At 59.8% G+C, this 20,520-nt stretch carries 8 protein-coding genes; 4 read left to right on the top strand and 4 right to left on the bottom strand.

Translation table 11 applies throughout. The features are described 5' to 3' along the window. Window positions 1-27: 27 nt before the first annotated feature. From EPD60_RS13000 to EPD60_RS12990, 3 genes are all read left to right on the top strand, one after another. Window positions 28-1,311 (top strand): UDP-N-acetylmuramoyl-tripeptide--D-alanyl-D-alanine ligase, encoded by a 1,284-nt coding sequence (locus tag EPD60_RS13000; RefSeq protein ID WP_131449958.1) that lies wholly within the window; start codon window positions 28-30, stop codon window positions 1,309-1,311. 9 nt (window positions 1,312-1,320) lie between these two features. After that, window positions 1,321-1,776: a DUF983 domain-containing protein gene (locus EPD60_RS12995; protein WP_131449957.1), complete on the top strand. Its 456-nt coding sequence runs from the start codon at window positions 1,321-1,323 to the stop codon at window positions 1,774-1,776. 98 nt (window positions 1,777-1,874) lie between these two features. Continuing rightward, complete coding sequence (locus EPD60_RS12990) at window positions 1,875-2,330, top strand: PPC domain-containing DNA-binding protein (RefSeq protein WP_207896650.1); 456 nt, start codon at window positions 1,875-1,877, stop codon at window positions 2,328-2,330. A 75-nt stretch (window positions 2,331-2,405) separates the two neighbouring features. Here the strand turns inward: EPD60_RS12990 and EPD60_RS12985 are convergent, their stop codons facing one another. The 4 genes from EPD60_RS12985 to EPD60_RS12970 all read right to left on the bottom strand — a co-directional run bounded on the left by EPD60_RS12985 (window position 2,406) and on the right by EPD60_RS12970 (window position 19,300). Continuing rightward, window positions 2,406-3,425 carry a PorP/SprF family type IX secretion system membrane protein gene (locus tag EPD60_RS12985; RefSeq protein WP_165871539.1) on the bottom strand — a complete coding sequence of 340 codons (1,020 nt, stop codon included), beginning with the start codon at window positions 3,423-3,425 and terminating at the stop codon, window positions 2,406-2,408. A gap of 5 nt (window positions 3,426-3,430) precedes the next feature. After that, on the bottom strand, window positions 3,431-16,162 hold the full coding sequence (locus EPD60_RS12980; protein ID WP_131449955.1) for a PKD-like domain-containing protein: 12,732 nt from the start codon (window positions 16,160-16,162) through the stop codon (window positions 3,431-3,433). A 1,838-nt stretch (window positions 16,163-18,000) separates the two neighbouring features. Then, window positions 18,001-18,588, bottom strand: a complete 588-nt coding sequence (locus EPD60_RS12975; protein ID WP_131449954.1) for a TMEM175 family protein — start codon at window positions 18,586-18,588, stop codon at window positions 18,001-18,003. A 187-nt stretch (window positions 18,589-18,775) separates the two neighbouring features. Beyond that, complete coding sequence (locus EPD60_RS12970; protein WP_131449953.1) at window positions 18,776-19,300, bottom strand: CAP domain-containing protein; 525 nt, start codon at window positions 19,298-19,300, stop codon at window positions 18,776-18,778. Window positions 19,301-19,410: 110 nt separating this feature from the next. On the opposite strand from EPD60_RS12970, the gene EPD60_RS12965 reads away from it, so the two are divergent. Then, on the top strand, window positions 19,411-20,436 hold the full coding sequence (locus EPD60_RS12965) for a flavin reductase family protein (RefSeq protein WP_131449952.1): 1,026 nt from the start codon (window positions 19,411-19,413) through the stop codon (window positions 20,434-20,436). Window positions 20,437-20,520 lie beyond the last annotated feature (84 nt).

The raw sequence follows: 20,520 nt of genomic DNA, 5'->3' as shown, positions 1-20,520 counted from the left end.
CTGAGATCTGACATCTTACATTTGTGTATGGCTTCCATCGAACGGCTTTACGAACTCTACCGGCGCTTTCCCAATGTGCAGACCGACACCCGCAAGCTGCAGCCGGGCGACCTTTTTTTCGCACTAAAGGGTCCGAACTTCAACGGCAACACCTTTGTGCAAAAGGCGCTGGAAGCCGGTGCCGGCGCTTGCGTGATCGATGAAAAGGAATACGTGGTGGAAGGCAAGACCTTCCTCGTCGACGACGCGCTCGAAGCCTTGCAGGAGCTGGCGCGCCACCACCGGAGCCGATTCGAGATTCCTTTCCTGGCCATTACCGGCTCCAACGGTAAGACTACGACCAAGGAGCTCATTCACGCCGTGCTTTCGGCGCACTACCGTACTTATACAACCGAGGGCAACCTCAATAACCACATCGGCGTGCCGCTCACCCTGCTGAAGATCCGCGACGATGCGGAATACGCAGTCATTGAAATGGGGGCCAACCACCAGAAGGAGATTGCCTCCTACTGCCGCGTGGCCCTGCCCACCCATGGCCTCATCACCAACTGTGGCAAGGCGCACCTGGAGGGCTTTGGCGGCGAAGAGGGCGTACGCAAAGGCAAGGGTGAGCTGTTTGATCACCTGCGCGCAACCGGCGGCACGGCCTTCGTGATGTGGGACTACGGCTACCTCCGCGACATGAGCAAGGGCATCGTGGAGCTCGTCACCTATGGCACTGCGGATGCCGGTATTGAAGGCGTTGCCGTACAGTCAGACCCCTTCCTGGAAGTGGCCTTTCACAAAGGTTTCGAAGGAACGGTGCGCACACAACTGGTAGGCAGCTATAACCTGCCCAATGTTTTGGCGGCCGTTGCCGTCGGCACGCACTTCGGCGTTCCGCCCGAAAAGATCCGGGCCGCGCTCGAAGCCTACCATCCCTCCAACAGCCGCTCACAGCTGGTGCAGAAGGGCAGTAACCGCATTATCCTCGATGCGTATAACGCCAACCCAAGCAGCATGAAGCTGGCCGTGGAGAATTTTGCGCGCACCGCCGGCGACGACAAAGTGCTGGTGCTGGGCGCGATGGCCGAACTCGGCACGGAAAGCCAGAAAGAACACGCCGCGCTGGCGGGCCTCATCGGAAATTATTCCTGGAAAGAAGTGCTGCTGGTGGGCGGCGACTTCCAGAAGATCGATCACCCTTACCGGCGCTTCAACAGCGCCACGGAAGCGGGTGAATGGCTGCGCGCCCAGTCGCTGCAGGGTACCAGCCTGCTGGTAAAAGGCTCGCGCAGCACCGGAATGGAAAAAGTATTGGATTATCTATAAACCTGCATCATGAACGATGCTAAGCCGCACCGCGGCTACCTGGCCACCATCTTCGGGTGTTACTGCCCGCGCTGCCGCGAGGGCCGGCTTTTCCGGAAGTCGCTCACCCTGCGCCTGCGCGGCACCATGGAGATGTACGACCAGTGCCCGGTGTGCGGGCAGCCTACCGATATCGAAGTAGGATTTTATTACGGCACCGGCTATGTGAGTTATTTCATCTGCATCTTCATCACCGTAGCCACGCTCCTGCTGTGGTGGCTCTTCATCGGCTTTTCGTTCAGCGACCGGCGATTTGCCTGGTGGATCGGATTCAACAGCCTGCTGCTGCTGGTGCTACAGCCCTTCCTGATGCGCTTCTCGCGCAGCTTGTGGCTTTCGTGGTTCGTGTCGTATGACCCCGAGTGGCGCAAGCACCCGGTAGAATACCACGAACGCATCAACAAAGACCAGATGGGCAACTGGTAGCATCGAAATCCTTCGATCCTGATTCTCTGAATCCCGGACCCGACTCAGGCCTGATCCTTCCTATCACGATCTTAACGACGATCGTGTAGCTTCACCCCGTGAAATGCTTTTTATTCATTGCGGCCCTGCTGCCGCTCCTCTCCTGCCGGCAAGCTATGAACAAGACCCATGCCCTGCGCCTCAGGCCCGGCGCCGATCTCCGAAAGGAGCTCCAGGCCTTTGCCAATCAGCACAACATCGAAGCGGGCTGGATCGCTACCTGCGCCGGCAGCCTCACCCGTTACAACATCCGCTTTGCCAACCAGCCCGAAGGCAGCACCGGGGAAGGACATTTCGAGATTGTTAGCCTCAGCGGCACCCTTTCGAAAAACGGCTCCCACCTTCACATCGCCGTCAGCGACTCCACCGGGCGCACCATCGGCGGGCATCTGCTTGAAAATAATATCATCTATACCACCGCCGAGATCGTGCTGCAGGAAGACACGGAACTTCAGTTCACGCGCGAAAAAGATGGCACAACTCCGTGGGAGGAACTGCAGGTGAAAAGGAAATAGACACGAAATGCACGCCTTATAACGTCAAAAGCCCCGCAGTGCGAGGCTTTTGACTTTTTCCGCGTATTTCCCATGCTAGAAACTTACCGGGCACCGCACCTTCATCGACGACGAGTTACGGATATTCAGAAAGTTGCTGTACGACACGGTCAGTTCAAAGCCGCCGCGCGCGCTCGAAGCCTTTGTCAGCTTACTCATGTTGACGTCGTAAGTAAGCCCGAAGGCGAAGTTGTAATAATCCAGCTTCACCACGGGCACCACGGCGTCGTTCCAGCGGTAAAAGCCGCCGAGCGAAAGCGCCACGCCGTAGTCGGCGTCTTCCTCTACGAGTGCATGCCGGTACAACACCCCGCCCTGCGCCTGGTGATGGCCTCCTTGTGAGAAATAGTCACCATAAAGAATGACGCGGTCCTTATCGCTCGTTGGCGTGGACAGACCGGCATTGATCATCACTTTTTGGTTGAGCCGCACATCGTTGGCATTATCGAAGGCCACACGCGGCTGGTTGAAATGAAACAGCGCGGCGCCTATATAATAACGCGTATCGTAGCCCATCACATTGCTGTAGGTGATGCCCGCGCCCGCATCCATATAGGTTACGTTGGAACCGGGCAGGCGCTGCCGCGTCGGGTTCATCGGACTGTAAGCACCGTTCACAAACTGATCGGCAAAGGTGAGGCCCGAGGCATCGTAGCGTTGCTGCACAAAGCCGCCGATAAAGCCCGCCGAAAGATAAGCGTCCTGCTCCGCGTTGAGCGACTTGTGAAAAGCAAGCACCGGCAGCACCTGCGTGCGACTCAGCTTCGAATCGCCCGCCACATCGTTGGTGACCTGCGCACCTATCGAGAGATAGTTATCGGAGCCGCCCACACCAAAGCGCATTTCGGTGCCCAGGGCCATCGTTTTATAAGGGGTGGTAACGCTTCCCCACTGGCTGCGGAAGGCACCCACCGCTTTGATGTCGCCGCGGAAGTTGCCCGCCAGTGCCGGGTTGCGCAGCATCGGCAGCTCGTAAAACTGCGAAAAGTTCACATCCTGGGCGCGGGCCGCGAAGGCACCGCAAAAAATCGTCAATCCCGTCAATAACTTTTTCATACACCTCATTTTAGAATGGTTACGTTTCCTTTATATGTATAGGGAGTTCCGTTCTCGCACAGTACTTCTACGGTATACACGAATACATCCGGCGCAGCCGCTACGCCACCCACGCGGCCGTCCCAACCGAAGCGCGGATCGTTGGGCTGCACCGCGTTCTTCTCGAACACCAGCTCGCCCCAGCGGTTGAAGATGCGGAACGTCTTTACCGTAGCAATGCCCGAAGCCTGCACCATGAATACATCGTTGACGCCATCGCCGTCGGGGCTGAAGGCGTTGGGCAGGAACACCTGCACATCGCGGCAGAAGGCTTTGATCTGCATTGTGTCGGTGTCGGAGCATCCGTAAGCGGTGGTTACGGTAACCGTATACAACACGTCGTTCCGGATCTCCGCCACCGGCTGCGGACAGTTGGCGCACGAGAGATTGGCGGCAGGCGACCAGCTCCAGGTGCGAATGGGGCCGTTGGTCACCACAGGCGTCAGCAACTGGCGGGTGCCGGTGGCCAGCACCAGGTCGGGGCCCAGGTTAACGGTCGGGTATTGCCCCACACCCACAGTCACGAAGGCTGTGTCGGTAAAGCAATTGAATCCGTCGAAGCCCACCACGCGGTAGGTAGTGCTTACCCGCGGCCATACCGACGGGTTGGGCACCGAAGTGTTGCTGATGTCCTGGTTGGGCGTCCACTGGTAGCTGGTAGCACCGCTGGCCAGCAGGAGCAGGGTGTCGCCGATGCAAATGCTGTCGCTCGGCGATACCACCATGCTGATCGGGCCATGCACCGAGAGCAGCACCGTGTCGTAGCCGGGGCAGCCGAAGCCGTTCGTGCCGGTCACGACATACGTGGTAGTGGCCCTGGGTGTTGCCAGCGGGTTCGGGCAGGTGGTGCAGCTCAGGCCATCTACCGGCGACCATTGCCAATCCACCACGCCGATGCCGGAGGCATTGAGCTGCTGCGACTGGCCGAGGCAGAGGTCGTTGCTGTTGGTTGCCGTTACGATCGGCGAAGGCCGTACCGTGATGGTATGGAAGGCTGTATCAAAGCAACCGTTCACCGTACCCACGATGAGGCGGATGTTGTAAGTGCCGCCTGCCGTAAACGTGGTTACAAACGGGTTCACACGCGACTGGATCGTACCGTTCACCGTCCACTCATAAATGCTAATGGGATCGGCCGATTGCACGTTGGCGGTGAGTGTCGTGGCAATACGGGTACACCCGAGCGGGTCGGCGCTGATCGCGGCTGTGGGGATACCAAACACTACCACGTCTACCACTTTGTAAACCGTGTCGGAGCAGCCGCTGTTGCTGATCACCACCTGGCGGATGTTGTACTGACCGGGGCTGGTGTAGGTATGCTGCACCACGGAGCCGACACCGCTCGTGTTGTCGCCAAAATCCCAGCGCACTTCACGTACTCCGAAGAACACATGCGAAGTATCGCTGAAGGTAACGGGCGTGGATCCGCACAGGCGGTTTTGCGCCGCGGTGAAGCCGGTCACAAGGCGATCGACCTTGATCGTGTCTACACCTGTTACCGGCACGCGGCAGCCCGAAGCGGAAGCCAGGGTAACCGAAGGCACGTATAGCCCCGGGTTGGGATACTGGTAATAAACAAACGGCGAAAGCGTCGATTGGGTTACACCGTTACCGAAGTTCCAGATAAGCGTATCGGTGCCGCTTACGGTGGCATCGAAGCGCACGGCGCGGGGGCCGCACACGTAGCCTCCTGTATACTGCAAGGTACCGGCGGGCGCATTGACGCGGATGGTACGCTGCGCCGTGTAGGTACAGCCGCCCGGCGCGAGGCTCGTGAGCTGCGCCAGGAAGGTGCCCGCACGCTGGTAGGTGTGCGTCACCACGTTGCCGGTGCCGGTGAAGCCGTCGCCGAAATCCCAGGTCACCACCGAAGCCGGCTGGTTGGGATTGCTGAACGTAACCGTGAAGGGCACGCAGTTGGTCAGCGAGTCGCTTACCGTAATGCCGCCCGGTACGCTGGCTACGATCTGCACCGGTACTTTAACGGAATCGGGACACACATTGCCCGGACCGTTGATGCGGTAGGCCACCAGCGTCACATTGTAAACGCCCGGTGTGCTCCAGGCATGCGCCGGGATTACAAGCGTTGTCACATCGCCGTCGCCGAACTTCCAGAGATAGGAGGTCGCGCCCTGCGAGGTGTTGGTGAACTGGATCGTATCGCCGAGGCAGGCCGTGTAGCGACTGGCTACAAAGGATGCGTCGGGCTTCGGGAATACGTTGATCGTAAGGAACATAGTCGTATCCGTACAACCGTTGAAGGCTTTCAGCTGCACCGTATACGTGCCGGCGGCAAGATAGGTATGCGTTACCGTATCGATACCCCGCGTTGTGCTCAGTGTATTGCCGTCACCAAAGTCCCACTGGAAGCCGGTGGCGCCGATGGTGTTGTTGATGAAGTTAACGGTGTGCGGTGCGCAGCCGTTTGCCTCTGTTCCGTTAACCGCCATAAAGAGCTGGATCGGGTTCGGCGAAACAACGATGGCATAGGTGGCTGTATCATCGCCACACTGGTTATGCGCCACCAGCTTTACATAGAAGGTATCCTGCACCGATGTGTTGAAGGTATGCGTCACCATATCGCGGGTGGGGCTGTTCTGGCTGGTGCCGTCATCCCAGATCCACGTGTAGGTAACACCAATACCAAGCGAGGTATTCGAGAAGTTTACCCGCATCGGCGAGCATCCCACGGTGCGATCGGGAGTAAAGAGTGCCTTGGGCCGTGAAGCCACCTGCACATTTTTCGTGATCGTAACCGTGTCGCACTCGTTCCAGGCCTTGAGCGTCACGATATAGGTCGTATCGCCATAGGTCGGGTTCGGGGGGAAGACAACGACGCCGGGCTGCACGTTCGTGGACGACTGGCCCTGGCCGAAGTTCCACTGGTATTGGAAGAAGTCGGTGTACGGCGTTGTGTTGGTGATGTTCACCGACAGCGGGCCGCAACCGTTCGGGGGCGCCAGGGTGAAGTCGGGGTGCGGAAGCTTGTGCGAGAAGAAGCGGAACACCATGCTGTCGGCTTTACAGCCATACTGCGAGCCGGCCACCAGCTTGATGTCGATGGAGTCGTTCTCGTTCGCGATCGTATAGCCCGGAAAGGTAGTGCCGTTTCCGATGAGCACCCCGTTGGCATACCAGCTATAGGTGCTGTTGGCCTGCGGGAAGGTTTGCAGGCCTACCACTGCGGGTGTGATTACGAAGGGCGGGCACTCGATCGTGTCCGTCGGCACGAACACCGCGCGGGCATCGGGGTTGACGGTTACCACAGCCGTGAACGGAGCGCCCGGGCAGTTACCAGCGTCACCCGAAACGGGGGTTACCGTATAGGTCATGGTAGCCGGCGCTGCCGTAGTATTGGCCAGCAGCTGGCTGATGGAAGGCTGCGGCGCCACCTGTGCCAAGCCACCCGTAAGGGCGCCCGCCGGGCTGCTCACCGGTGCCGTCCACGTGTAGGTAGTATTCACCGGCACGATGGTGGTGGGCTGGTTGTTTGCAGGCGCGATATCAAAGGCAACATCCGAGCAGGTCACAGCCGCCATGTTGCCGATCACAGGTTTCGGATTCACCGTCACCGCTACGGTGAAGGTGCTGTTGGAGCAATCAGAAGCAACCGGTGTTACGGTGTACAGCAACACAGCCGGCGCATTGGTCACGTTGGTAAGTGTGCCGCTGATGCCCGGCTGGCTGTTGCCGGCCGCACCGCCGGTGACGGCGCCCGCAGGGTTGCTCGTGGGCAGCGCCCAGGTATACACAGTGCCCACCGGTGCGTTGGCAGGTGTGATGCTGAAGTTACCGCCGCTGCAGATCGTCGCCTGCTGGTCGGGGATACTGGGCTGCGGCTTCACCGTAACGGTAACCGTGAACGGCGCACCGACGCAGCCGCCTGCGGCACCCGAAGTGGGCGTTACCGTGTAAGTTGCGGTGGCCACGGCGATGGTGTTGTTGATCAGTGTCTGGCTGATGAAAGGCTGACCGCTTTGTGCCGAGCCGCCGGTAAGCGCACCGGCCGGGTTGCTGGTCGGCGCGCCCCAGCTAAAGGTCGTGTTGGCCGGAACGATCGTGCCCGGGGCGGCGTTCACCGGCGCTGCATTAAAGGAAGCACCCGAGCAAACAATATCACTCATCGGCCCGATCAGCGGGCGCGGGTTGACCGTTACAGTTACTGTAAACGGAGTGCCCGAACAGTTGCCGATCGAAGGCGTCACTGTATAGATAAGCGTAGCCACTGCATTTGTGGTGTTGGTCAGCACCTGGCTGATGCCACCCTGGCCGCTTTGGGCAGAACCGCCTGCGATGGCTCCTGCCGGGTTGCTTACCGGCGCGGGCCAGCTGTAGGTCGTCCCCGCCGGCACAACAACACCCGGTGGGTTGTCGGCAGGGTTTACGGCAAACGTAGAACCGCTACAGATCTCGGCCACCTGTGCCGGCACCAGCGGTGTCGGGTTCACGGTTACCGTCAGCGTAAAGGCAGGTCCCTCGCAGTCGCCGGCCTTCGGCGTGATGGTATACGTGGCGGTTTGCACCGTGGAGGTTGGGTTCAGCAGGGTGCCGCTGATGGAGGCCTGGGCAGTGCCCGAAGTGCCGCCGGTGATGCCACCGGTGACGGCAGGCGCACTCCAGCTATAGGTAATGTTCGCAGGCACGATATCCCCCGGCGGTGCGTTAGCCGGCGTCACCGTAAAGGGGGCTCCGCTGCACACGGTCAGTGTCTTGTCGGCAAGACGCGGGCGCGGACGCACCGTAATCACAGCCGGGAAGGAAGCGCCGGCGCAGCTGCCCGCGTCACCCGAAACGGGTGTTACCGTATAGGTGAGCGTAGCCGACGCATTCGTGGTGTTGGTCAGCGTTCCGGCGATGGCGGCCTGGCTGCTTGCGGCCGCGCCGCCGGTGATGGCACCGGCGGGGTTGCTTACCGGGGTGCTCCAGCTATAGCTTGTATTCGCGGGAATGATCGTTCCTGCCGGCGTTCCGTTCACCGGCGTTGCGGCAAAGGCGTCGCCGCTGCAGATCTCGGCAACGGTTCCGCTCACCACGGGTGTCGGGTTCACGGTCAATGTTACATTGAAGGCAATGTTTCCGCAGGAGCCCGCGGTTGGCGTTACCGTATAGACGATGCTCGCGGGCACATTGCTTGTATTGGTCAGCGGCTGGCTGATGTTCGGCTGCGGGGTGGCCTGTGCGGAGCCGCCGGTAACAACACCGGCGGGGTTGCTGACAGGGACGGTCCAGGTGTACACGGTATTGGCAGGCGCGCCCGCCGGACTCACGGTGAAGGCCGTACCCGAGCAGATCGTGGCTACCTGGTCGGTAATGCCCGGCTGCGGGTTGACGGTGACCGTGACGGTGAAGGCAGCACCCACGCAATTGCCCGCGGCGCCCGAGGTAGGGATCACCGTATAGGTAGCGGTCTGCGGAACGTTGGTCGGGTTGACCAGGTTGCCGCCGATCGTGGTTTGCGCCGTACCGGGAGCGCCACCTGTAAGACCACCGGTAATTACAGGCGCGCTCCAGCTATACGTAGTGCCGGTGGGCACGATGGTAGCCGGGGCGTTGTTGGCCGGGGTATAGCTGAAGTTCTGGCCGCTGCATATCTCAAGGTCTTTCGGACCGATGACGGGTTTGGGGTTGACCGTCACCGTCACTGCAAAGGCCTGGCCGGCGCAGCCCGACACGGCAGGCGTCACCGTATAGGTGAGTGTCGCCACCGCGTTCGTTGTGTTGGTCAGCGCCTGGCTGACGGCTGCCTGCCCGCTCTGCGCCGAGCCGCCGGTGACCGCACCTGCCGGGTTGCTGGCGGGAACAGGCCAGCTATAGGTTGTACCTGTCGGCACGATTGCGGCCGGCGGGTTGTCGGCAGGTGCCACGTTGAACGTAGCGCCGCTGCAGATCTCCGCCACCTGCGCCGGCAGCACCGGCGTCGGGTTGACGGTAACCGTGATCGTAAAGGGTGCACCCTCGCAGGCGCCCGACTTCGGCGTCACCGTATAGGTTGCCGTCTGCGGCCCGCTGGTTGGGTTGTTGAGCGTACCCGAAATATTCGTTTGTCCACTGCCGGCCGCGCCGCCGGTGATGCCGCCGGTAACCACCGGGACACTCCAGCTGTAGGTAGTACCTGCAGGAACAATATCGGCACCGGCGTTCGCGGGGCTTACGGTAAATGTGCCGCCGCTGCAGATATTATCGGTTTTGTTGGCAATAGCCGGGCGCGGGCGCACGCTGACCACTGTTGTAAAAGAAGCGCCCACGCAGTTGCCGGCATCACCCGAAGTAGGCGTGACGGTATAGGTGAGCGTCGCCACCGCATTCGTTGTATTGACCAATGTTCCGCTGATGGTGGCCTGCGCCATCTGCGCTGTGCCGCCGGTGATCGCACCCGAAGGGTTGCTTACCGGAACGCCCCACATATAAGTGGTGTTTGCCGGGATGATGGTTCCGGCAGGCGCTCCATTGGCGGGCGTGGCGGCAAAGGTTTCGCCGCTGCAGATGTCGGCCACGGTGCCGGTCACTACCGGTTTCGGATTAACCGTAACCGTTACAGCAAATGCGTTGTTCCCGCAAGAGCCGGCCGTAGGCGTTACACTATAGGTAAGTGTTGCCGGTGTGTTGGTATTGTTGGTCAGCGTCTGGCCGATCGTGTTCTGATTGCTCTGTGCCGAACCACCTGTGATGGCGCCAACCGGGTTGCTTACCGGTGTACCCCATGTATAGGTGGTGTTTGCCGGTGCGCCCGCGGGGCTCACGGCAAACGGAGCACCCGAGCAGATGGTTGCCGCCTGTGCGCTGATACCGGGCTGGGGGTTCACGGTAACAACAAGCTGGAAGTCGGCACCCGGGCAGTTGCCGGCCGCACCCGATACCGGGCTGACCGTATACGTAGCGGTCTGGGCCACATTTGTGGGGTTGATGAGCGTGCCCGTGATGCTGGCCTGTGCCGTGCCGGCCGCGCCGCCGGTCATAACGCCGGTTACCACCGGCGCGCTCCAGCTGTAGGTGGTGCCGCCGGGAACGATCGTCGTGGGCTGGGCATTCGCCGGTGTAAAGCTGAAGCCCGTATTACTACAGGTGATCATCGTCTGGTTGCCGATCACCGGCTTCGGGTTCACCGTCACGGTCACCGTGAAGGGGCTGCCCGTACAGCCATCGTACGAAGGTGTAACTGTATAGGTGGCCGTAGCCGGTGCATTCGTGACGTTGGTCAGCGCCTGGCCGATGGCCGTCTGCGCGGTTTGTGCCGAAGCGCCGGTGATGGCCAAAGCCGGGTTGATCGCCGGGGCCGTCCAGCTGAAGGTGGTACCCGAAGGCAGCACCGTTGCGGGTGGGTTGTCGGCAAGCGTGATGCCGAAGGCGGCACCACTGCAGATCGTGGCGGTTTGTGCCGTCACCACGGGGGTGGGCTTGACCGTTACGGTTACCGTAAAGGGCGAGCCTTCGCAGGTGCCCGATTTAGGCGTCACCGTGTAGGTCGCTGTTTGCACGGCCGACGTCGGGTTGATGAGCGTGCCCGTAATGCTGGTCTGTGCCGTGCCCGCGGCACCGCCGGTGATGCCGCCGGTAACGACCGGCGTGCTCCAGCTGTAGGTAGTGCCCGCGGGTACGATGTCGGCACCGCTATTGGCGGGCGTTTCCGAGAAAGTGCCGCCGCTGCAGATGGCCGCAGTTTTGTTGGCAACTGCCGGGCGTGGGCGCACGGTAACCGTCACCTGGAAAGCATTGCCGACGCAGGAGCCGGCATCACCCGAAGTTGGCGTTACCGTGTAGGTGGCGGTGGCGCTGGCATTAGTCGTATTGCTCAGGGTCTGACCGATGCTCGCCATATTGTTTTGCGCGGAGCCGCCGGTAATTGCTGATGCAGGCACGATGGCCGGAGCGGTCCAGCTGTATTTCGTATTAGCCGGAACGATCGTTCCGGGCGGGTTATCGACAGGTGAAATACTGAAGGCATCGCCGCCGCATATATCCGCTGCGAGTGCCGGCATCTTAGGTTTCGGGTTTACGGAAACAGTCACGGAGAAAGCGCTATTACCGCAGGAGCCTGCAGTCGGTGTCACACTGTAAGTAAGCGTTGCCGGCGTGTTGGTCGTATTGGTCAGCGTTTGGCTGATTGAACCCTGGCTGCTTTGCGCCGAGCCGCCGGTAACCGCACCGGCAGGTGTGCTCACAGGCGCGCCCCAGGTATACTGGGTGTTGGCGGGGGCGCCGGCGGGATTAACCGTAAAGGTGCCGCCGCTGCAGATGGAGGCCGTTTGGCTCGAGATGCCCGGCTGCGGATTTACAGTTACCGTTACGGTGAACGGCGCACCCGGGCAACTGCCGGCCGCACCCGAAACCGGCGTTACGGTATAAGTGGCTGTCTGCGCTACGTTGGTGGGATTGTTGAGCGTACCCGAAATGCTCGTCTGTCCATTGCCGGCAGTGCCGCCGGTCATACCGCCGGTAACCGTAGGCACGCTCCAGCTATAGGTGGTTCCCCCGGGAACGATGGTACCCGCAGCACCGTTCACCGGGCTTACCGTGAACGTGGCATCGCTACAGGTAATGGCGCTCTGCGCGGGGATTACGGGCTTCGGATTTACGGTGACTGCAACGGTGAACATTGCGCCGTTGCAACTGCCGCTCTTCGGGGTAACCGTATAGGTGAGCGCAGCGGGAGTATTGGTGCCGTTGGTAAGTGCAGCGCCGATCGTGCTGACACCGCTCGCCTGTGCTGCCCCGCCGCTGATAGCGCCCGCCGGGTTGCTTGCCGGTACTCCCCAGGTATAGGTGGTGCCGGCCGGGATCACCGTGGCCGCCGTAGGCTGTCCGTCGGCAGGAGTAATAGTGAAGGAAGCACCGCTGCAGATCGCATCGGTATAGTTGGCGATGACTGCCTTGGGCTGCACCGTCACCGTAACCGTGAAGGGCTGGCCCTCGCAGGCGCCCGACTTCGGCGTTACCGTGTAGGTAGCTGTAGCAGCACTATTGGTGGTATTCGTCAGTGTTTGTCCCACGGTGCTTACCGCCGAAGCCTGTGCCGCGGCACCCGTGATGGCGCCCGAAGGAGCGATCACCGGCGCCGACCAGGTGTAGGTGGTGCCTGTCGGAACACCCGAAGGCGTTGCATCAAAGGCAGCACCGCTGCAGATGGTGGCGCTTGCATTGGCAACCACGGGGCGCGGGGCCACACGCACCGTGATGGTAAACGTACCGCCGGCGCAGGTACCCGACGTGGGCGTAACAGTATAAACTACGGTCTGCAGCGTCGTTGTGCTGTTGGTTAGCGTCTGGCTGATAGCACCAGTGGCGGAGTTGCCCGCAACTGCTCCACCGACGCCGGAAGGCGCACTTACGGTCCAGGAATAGGTGGTGCCCGCGGGAACCACGTTACCGGCCGGCGTGCCTTGCGTCGGTGTTACTGTAAAGGCATCACCCGAGCAGATATCTGCGGGAGTATAGCTGGCGATCGCCGGCTTCGGATTTACCGTAAGGGTGATGGTGAAGGTGCCGTTGCCGCAGGTGCCCGCGGTGGGCGTTACCGTATACACCGCCGTAGCAGGCGCGTTGGTGCTGTTGGTAAGCGTTTGGTTGATGGCCGAAGCACCCGACCCGGCAGTAGCACCGGCCAGTGCGCCCGAAGGCGTAATAACGGGAAGCCCCCACGAATACGAAGTGCTTGCCGGAACGCCCGTGGGCGTCAGGTTGTTGGCCGTGCCACTGCAGGCTGTGACGTTGCGGTCGGAGATGCCGGGCTGCGGGTTCACGGTAACGGTAACCGTAAACGGATCACCGGGGCAGTTGCCGTCGGCGCCCGACACCGGCGTGATCGTATAGGTCAGCGTGGCGCTGGCGGTGGTGGTGTTGATCAGGGTCTGGCCAATGGTGGTCACCGGCGTCGACTGGGCGCTGCCACCTGTGATGGCGCCACCGGGACTGCTCACCGGCGTGCCCCAGGTGTAAGTGGTACCGGCAGGCACCACGGTGCTGGCGGGTACGCCGTGTACAGGTGTGCCGTTAAAGGTATTGTTCGAGCACATCGCCTGCGCCAGGTTGGTGATCACCGGGCGTGGGTTCACCGTGATGGTGAAGGTCTTAACCGGGCCGGCACAGTTGCCGATCCGCGGGATTACCGTGATGGTTGCCGCAAGCGGCACATTGGTAGCGTTGGCGGCGGTGAAGGTCGCGATGTTTCCGGAGCCCGAAGCGGCAAGGCCGATGGCGGTATTGCTGTTTGTCCAGTCGAAGGTAGCGCCCGCAGTGCCGCTGAAGCCGACGGCCGTAGTGGCGGTGCCGGCGCAGAGGGTCTGCGCAGTGCTGTTATTCACTGAAGGCGTCGGGTTGACCGTGATCGTAAATGTTTTGGGTGCGCCGGTACACGTAATTCCGTTGCTCGTGAAAGAAGGCGTTACCGTAATGGTGGCGGTCACTGCTGTAGTGCCGCCGTTGGTGGCGGTAAAGGCAGGGATATTGCCCGTGCCGCTGGCCGCAAGACCGATGGCGGGGTTGTTGTTCGTCCAGTTGTATACCGTGCCGCTGACCGATCCGCTGAAGTTGACCGCGCTCGTGCTGGCCCCATCGCAGACCGTTTGTGCGCTTACATTATTAACGGTGGGATTGGGCACCACTACGATCGTAAAGGTTTTGGTGGGACCATCGCAGCCCACAGATCCACCGGTGTAGCGCGGCGTTACGGTGATCGTGGCCGTCTGCACCGACGTACCGCCGTTCACCGCGTTAAAGGAAGGGATATTGCCGTTGCCGCTGGCGCCAAGGCCGATGCTCGTATTGCTGTTGGTCCAGCTGTAGCTGGTGGCGGTGCCGCTGAAGTTGATGGCTGCCACAGGAGATCCGGCGCAGAGCACCTGTCCTGTCACCGCATCGGCGGCGGGCGTTGGGTTGATGGTGATGGTGAAGGTCTTGTCGGTGCCGGTGCAGGAGTTTGCGCCGTTGGTGAACTTCGGCGTAATGGTAACGGTAGCCGTTGCCGCGGTGTTGCCGGCATTGACGGCATTGAAGGATGGAATGTTTCCGTTGCCGGTGGCGCCGAGGCCGATGGCGGTATTGCTGTTGGTCCAGCTGTAAACAGTGCCCGTAGCGGGCGTGCCGGCAAGAGCGATGGCGGAGGTAGCGGTGCCGTTGCAGAAGGTCGCGTCCGGCACGCTGTTGGCGACCGGAGTCGGGTCAACGGTGACAGTGACCGTGGCCTGCACCTTACAGTTGGCTTTATTTACCACAACGGTATAGGTGCCGGTAGCGCTTGTTGGCGCGTTGGCGATGCTGGGATTTTGCTGTGTGCTGTTACCGCTGATCCCAGGACCGGTCCAGGTATAGTCAACACCCGGTGTTACCGAGCTGGCAGTGAGGTTGAGTGTGGCGCCGCTGCAGATGGGACTGTTGCTGCCTACGGCGGGCGCCGCCGGGAGTGGCGGATCGGAAAGCGTTACAGGGCCGGCGAAAGCGGGCGATGCGCAACTATTGAACGTTACTACAAAGTTGCTGTAAGTGCCCTGCGTCAGGTTGGGGATAACGAGCTCGCCCAATGTGTTAGCCGAAATGGTCAGCGGGCCCTGGTTGCCCGAGCCGCTCTTCGTAAATGTAACCGTGTACTGCCCGGCAATGAGGCCGGTGAGCGTGATCTTACCATCGCTGCCGCCGCAGGTGGTGGGATCGGTCTTGACAGCCGTGGCGATCACCGGTGTCGGCTTCACGGTAACCGTAAACGAAAAGGCGGTACCGTCGCAACCGTCTTTTACGGGGATGATGGTATAAGTGACCGTGCCGCTGTTGGGGCCGCTGTTGTTAAGAACGTCGTTGATCGGGCCGCTGCCGGAAGCATTGTTACCGGTTACGGTTCCCGAAACTACCGAGGTCCAGGTAAACGTGCTGCCGGTCTGGCTGGCGGTGGGGGTATACGCTACGGAGTTGCCGCCGCAAATCGTTTTGTTGTTTGCGCTCGAGATATGGTTTTCCGGACGGATCGTTACCACGCGGCTATCGCTTGCCGGCAAACAAGCCGACCCTGCCGGCGGCGTCACCGTATAGGTAAGCGTGATGTTGTTGCCGTTGACGTTGCGGTCGGAGCTGCTGAAAGTATAAGTAGTACCGGGAGCATTGTTTGGTGAGAACGATCCGCTGCCTGAGCTGGTCCAGGCGCTGGTGATGCCGGCCGGGCCGGTGCTGCTGGCAGAGAGCGTAATGGAAGTAACATTATAGCACACGGTTGTGTCGGCGCCGGCATTGGAGGTAACAGGCTGGTCGAAGATGATGGTCTGCGAAACGTTTTTAGTACCGCAGGAGTTGATGTACTGCAGGCTCACCGTGTAGGTACCATATTGTGTGAATTCGATCTTGGGATAGCGGCTGCCCGAGCTGGTGGTGCCCACGAAGTTGTAGGTGCCGCCGGTGACGGTCCACAGGTAGCTTTCGCCAACCGCGGCGAGGCCGTTGTTGTAATTGGGCTTGTGGTTGTTGTTGGAACCGAAGTCAATGATCGTCGGCACGCCGCAGTAGCGCTGCTGGCCGGGGATGGTGAGGCCTGTAGCTGCGAGCACAATGACTTCTTTCCGGATGCTTTCGGCGGCGCAGGTACCGTTGTCTGAAGTAAGTTTAATGTAGTACGTGCCTTGCTGCGTGAAAGTGATCTGCGGGTGCTGCGAGCTGTTTGTGGTGCTATTGGTAAACTGATATGCACTTGATGGGGCCGGGCTCCCGTCTAATAGCTCCACCGTCCACATATAGCTTATCGCGCCACCGCAGATTACGTTGGTTGTTTGATTAGTGAGATTTATCACTACCGGGGAACAGCCGGAAATGGAGTTCACATTTTGTCCGTTCATCAGGAAGGCCGGATTGGGCTTCGGCTGGATACAAATAATAAGTGTATCATTCGAAGGTGCACAGCTGATATTATTGGAATTATATTTCGGGCGAAGGACAATAGTATGCTGTCCAATTGAAAGTGAACTTGTGATATAGTCAAATGAAATCGGCTTGTCCTGTTCTACTCTGCTTCCATCAACATACCAATCATAAAGTATGGTAGGCGCAACACAACCAGGAGTTGTAGCGTTTCCTTGGACGCCTACTGTTGAATTATTTTCAAATGTTACAGGTTGACCGAAGCATTTAATGTTTGGACCTTCCAGCTTTGTCTCTGGTTTTTCAAAGACCCGAATTGGCGAGATTGAACTGACGGAGTTATCACAAGGAGGATTGAAGTTTTGAACTTTTAAAGCTGGTCCGATCGAGTTCTGAAATACAGTTCCATTATTGGTAACAGTGCTATTACATGAGGTAATAGAATAACCGTGGCTCATAATTCCAGCTGTAGAGTCCAACTCCATTATTGTATATACGGTATTTGCCGTTGGGTCGTCCCAATCTGCCTCATATGTATAGCCGGGAAAGTTATAGAATGCACTCTGAGAAGAACTTGTTATTACCCTATCAATATCAACCTTGAACCTGAAATTTCCCGGGCTTCCGGGGCTGTAACATACTACTGATAAAACAGCAGAAAATGGTCCAACTGTCTTGTTGTTGACGAAAAACCATCCTTGAGTCGAAATAACACCGCTTCCAGACTCGACCACTTTATTAAGCAACCGGTAATGAACTGATTTTATCGGATCAATCGTAATCAATCCGTTGCCAGGGATCGAAAAAGTTCGCGGCACATCGGTCGCAAAGAATGCGATAGAATCGAATTCATTTTTGATTGTTGTTGATACAGGTACTGGCAGATTATTTGACACATCAACGCTTGATTGATCACCGGAGCAAGCAACCCATAGCCACTTGCTTGCGATTGCAGATCCATGTCCTTCTACGGTAATAAAATTGCCACTCCGCCCAGCCGCAGAAACTATGTTGATGTTGTAAAACGATATTGCAGTAGCTAATGTTGATGCTCCGTCTTTCAAACGAACCATCACCTTGTAACTCCCGGACGCAAGTGTCCCATTGGGGATTACACCATTAATGAAAGTTGTATAATGTCCGGCGTATTGTCCTATCTGCGTGCCCCCACCTGAAAATGCGCCCGAAGAATTCGAAAGATAGAGTTCATAGGTTGCTGTGGATTTAACCACTCCTTTTACGCGAAAGAGTACCGCAATTGAAGACCCCTGGCCATAGGGCCCGGTTTCAATTGTATCCATCGTGATAACGGGTTGCGCAATAGCGGTAAATGAAAAACCTACGAAAACGAAAGACAACAGGAAACGAAACAATCTCATGATTCAGCAGTATTAGTTCGAACGGAAAATTTGGTCGTAGAAAATCGGCGGCCGCCCGGCGGGCACCTAAAAAAATGCGGCGGGCAACGGCGCCCGGGCACGGGGTAGGATTCTCAACTTCATAAGCAGTTACAGGTTGGGTATAAATACAGTAAACGAAAGGCAGTTGGTTCTTACACAGGAAAACGTATACAAAGAAACTGAAATCTGGCGGCAAAGCCCAGCTCCGGGGCGTTGAAATGACACAAAAGCCGGATGAACCGGGAGGGGCAAGGACAAAAATACCTGTTAGCGGGTATTGTAAAAACGGGACGCAAAGCAGGTTTTCACAGCGGGTGTTCCTCGTCCAGCCGCCGCTCAATCCGCGTTTCGGGTACGACCCAGATCAGGGCTACCGCCGTATAGATGCCGATGCTGATCCAGGTGTTTACAAAGGCAAGGCCGATGGCCGAAGCATAAAGCGCCACCGAAAGCATTCCTTTCCGGTCGCGGCCGATGGCAAGCGCGATGGCGGATCCTTTTTCGTGGATGGCCACGAGGGCATGCGCGAGGATGTAGTAAGCGATGCCGGCGCAGAGCAGCACGATACCATAGCATACCACGGGCCCGCGGGCGCCGGGGTGCGCACCCATCCATCCCGTGACGAAAGGCACCAGCGACAGCCAGAACAGCAAGTGCATATTGGCCCACAGCACGCCGCCCCGGATGTGGTGCGCCGCCTGCAGCAGGTGGTGGTGGTTGTTCCAGTAAATACCGATGTAGATAAAACTGAGCACATAGCCCAGGCCCACCGGCAGCAGGGGCCGGAGGTCGGCGATGGTACTTCCGTGCGGCACGCGCAACTCCAGCACCATGATGGTGATGATGATGGCCAGCACGCCATCACTGAATGCCTCCAGGCGACCTTTTCCCATAAGCCGGTTTTGGGCCGGAAGATAAATCCAAGATCTCGGATCTCAGATCGCAGATGTCTGATCTGCCTCCGGGTACCAATGAAAAAGGAAGGCCCGGCGCTTTTCTTTTTCATGCTTCCGGCCATTCGCAATCACTGGGGGCGCCTACATAGTAACCAAGATCCGAGATCCGAGATAAATAGATTCTTTAATAGGGTTTCACCCCCACGAAGTTCCCCCTCGGGTTGTAGTTGGCCACAATGATCCAGGCGCCGTTGCGGCAGCGGGCGGCGCCCATGCCTACCTGGGTGGTGTTGCTCCATACGAGTTGCGTATAGTGCCCGATGCGGGCATAGTTGCTTTCAGTGACGGGCCCGTAGCGGAAGTCCTTGCGCTCGCCGTACCAGGCGTTGGTGGCGTCGGCGGCGTCGAAGTAGCGGCCATTGCCCCAGAAGAGATTTTCGCCGTATTGCTGCGCCCATTGCCCGCCCATGGGGCGGTGCTGCATGCGGCAGCTACCGTCGGCGGCGAGGTGATCGGCCCAGGCCTGGGCGTAGGTGGCCAGCGACGGCGACCACTGCAGGGGCGGCGTGCCCACCTCGGCGCGGATGCGGTTATGGGCTTCGAGGGCCGCGCGTGCCTCGGCGACGGGCACGGCCGAGCCCGTTTTGGGCGACTGCGCACCTGCGGCTGCTGTAATCAGGAGAGTGGAAAGTAAGAGGAGCGGCTTCATCCGGGCGGTTTGATCAGTAACGGCCAATCGTTCCGAAAATACACGCGCCGCATGTGAAGATTGTGCAAATGTGGATGGGCGGAGGCAGGCCCACGGCGTACTTTTAATCCATGCCCGCCCTCCTGCCGCTGACCATAACCGACATCCGCGAAGAAGCGCCCGGCTTTCGCACCATCACCTTCGCGGAGCGGCTGCCCTACGCGGCCGGGCAGTTTCTCACCTTCGAGGCCCGCCTCGGCGGCCAGACGGTGCGCCGCTCCTACTCGCTGCTCTCAAGCCCCGCCTTCGACGAGCCGCTGACCATCGGGGTGCGCCGCATCGCCAACGGCATCTTCTCCCGCCATCTCTTTGAAAATATCCATCCCGGCGACCAGCTCTGGACGGCCGGTGCCACGGGCCGCTTCCAGCTGCCGCCCGACGATGCGCCACCGGCAACGCTTTTCTTTTTCGCTGCGGGCACCGGCATCACCCCAGTGCTTTCCCTGCTCCGCACCGCGCTGGCCACGCGCCCGCGGTGGCGCGCTCTGCTGGTGTACAGCAGCCACGACCGCTCCGACGCGCTCTTCCTGCCGCTGCTGCAGCAACTGGCAGCAGACCATCCCCGCGCCTTCACCCTGCACCTGCTTTTCAGCACCGACCCCAACCTGCGCCGGGCGCGCCTCAACCGCCCCCTGCTGCTGGAGCTGCTGCAGGCCGCGGGCGCCCGCACCGCCGCCGACTGGTTCTATACCTGCGGACCCGAAAACTACATGCGGCTCTGCACCTTTGTGCTGCGCACCGAGGGGGTTCCGGCAAACCGGCTGCGCCGCGAAGACTTCCTGCCCGCGCCGGCCCCACCGCCGCCGGCGCATCCCGGGCTGCAGCCGCGGGCCGTTACGGTGGAAACGCGCGAAGGCAGCGCCGTCGTTACGGTAGTGCCGCCCGAAACCATCCTGAAGGCGGCCCTGCGGGCAGGGCTCAGCCTGCCCTGGAGCTGCGCCGCCGGCCGCTGCGGCGCCTGCACAGCCCGTTGCGCGTCGGGACATGTGTGGATGGCTCGCAACGAGGTGCTCACCGACGCCGACCTGGAGAAGGGCCTCGTCCTTACCTGCACCGCCTTCCCGCTCGACGACGGGGTGCGCATCCTGACTTATTGAACCTGATAGTCACAAATACGGGTAATTATACGGCGTATTTCTACTATAGTTCCGCACCTTCAGGAGGGCTAGCTTTGCAGGGGC

It is taken from the genome of Flaviaestuariibacter flavus, assembly GCF_004337505.1.
GTDB classification, from domain to species: Bacteria; Bacteroidota; Bacteroidia; order Chitinophagales; family Chitinophagaceae; genus Flavisolibacter; species Flavisolibacter flavus.
The sequence above is the reverse complement of the archived record's forward strand: the minus strand, read 5'-3'. Positions and strand labels throughout refer to the sequence as shown.

Coding starts and splice junctions, on each gene's coding strand:
- EPD60_RS12970 (WP_131449953.1), bottom strand. CDS start 19,300: ATGAAGCCGCTCCTCTTACTTTCCACTCTCCTGATTACAGCAGCCGCA.
- EPD60_RS12995 (WP_131449957.1), top strand. CDS start 1,321: ATGAACGATGCTAAGCCGCACCGCGGCTACCTGGCCACCATCTTCGGG.
- EPD60_RS12985 (WP_165871539.1), bottom strand. CDS start 3,425: ATGAAAAAGTTATTGACGGGATTGACGATTTTTTGCGGTGCCTTCGCG.
- EPD60_RS12975 (WP_131449954.1), bottom strand. CDS start 18,588: ATGGGAAAAGGTCGCCTGGAGGCATTCAGTGATGGCGTGCTGGCCATC.
- EPD60_RS12965 (WP_131449952.1), top strand. CDS start 19,411: ATGCCCGCCCTCCTGCCGCTGACCATAACCGACATCCGCGAAGAAGCG.
- EPD60_RS13000 (WP_131449958.1), top strand. CDS start 28: ATGGCTTCCATCGAACGGCTTTACGAACTCTACCGGCGCTTTCCCAAT.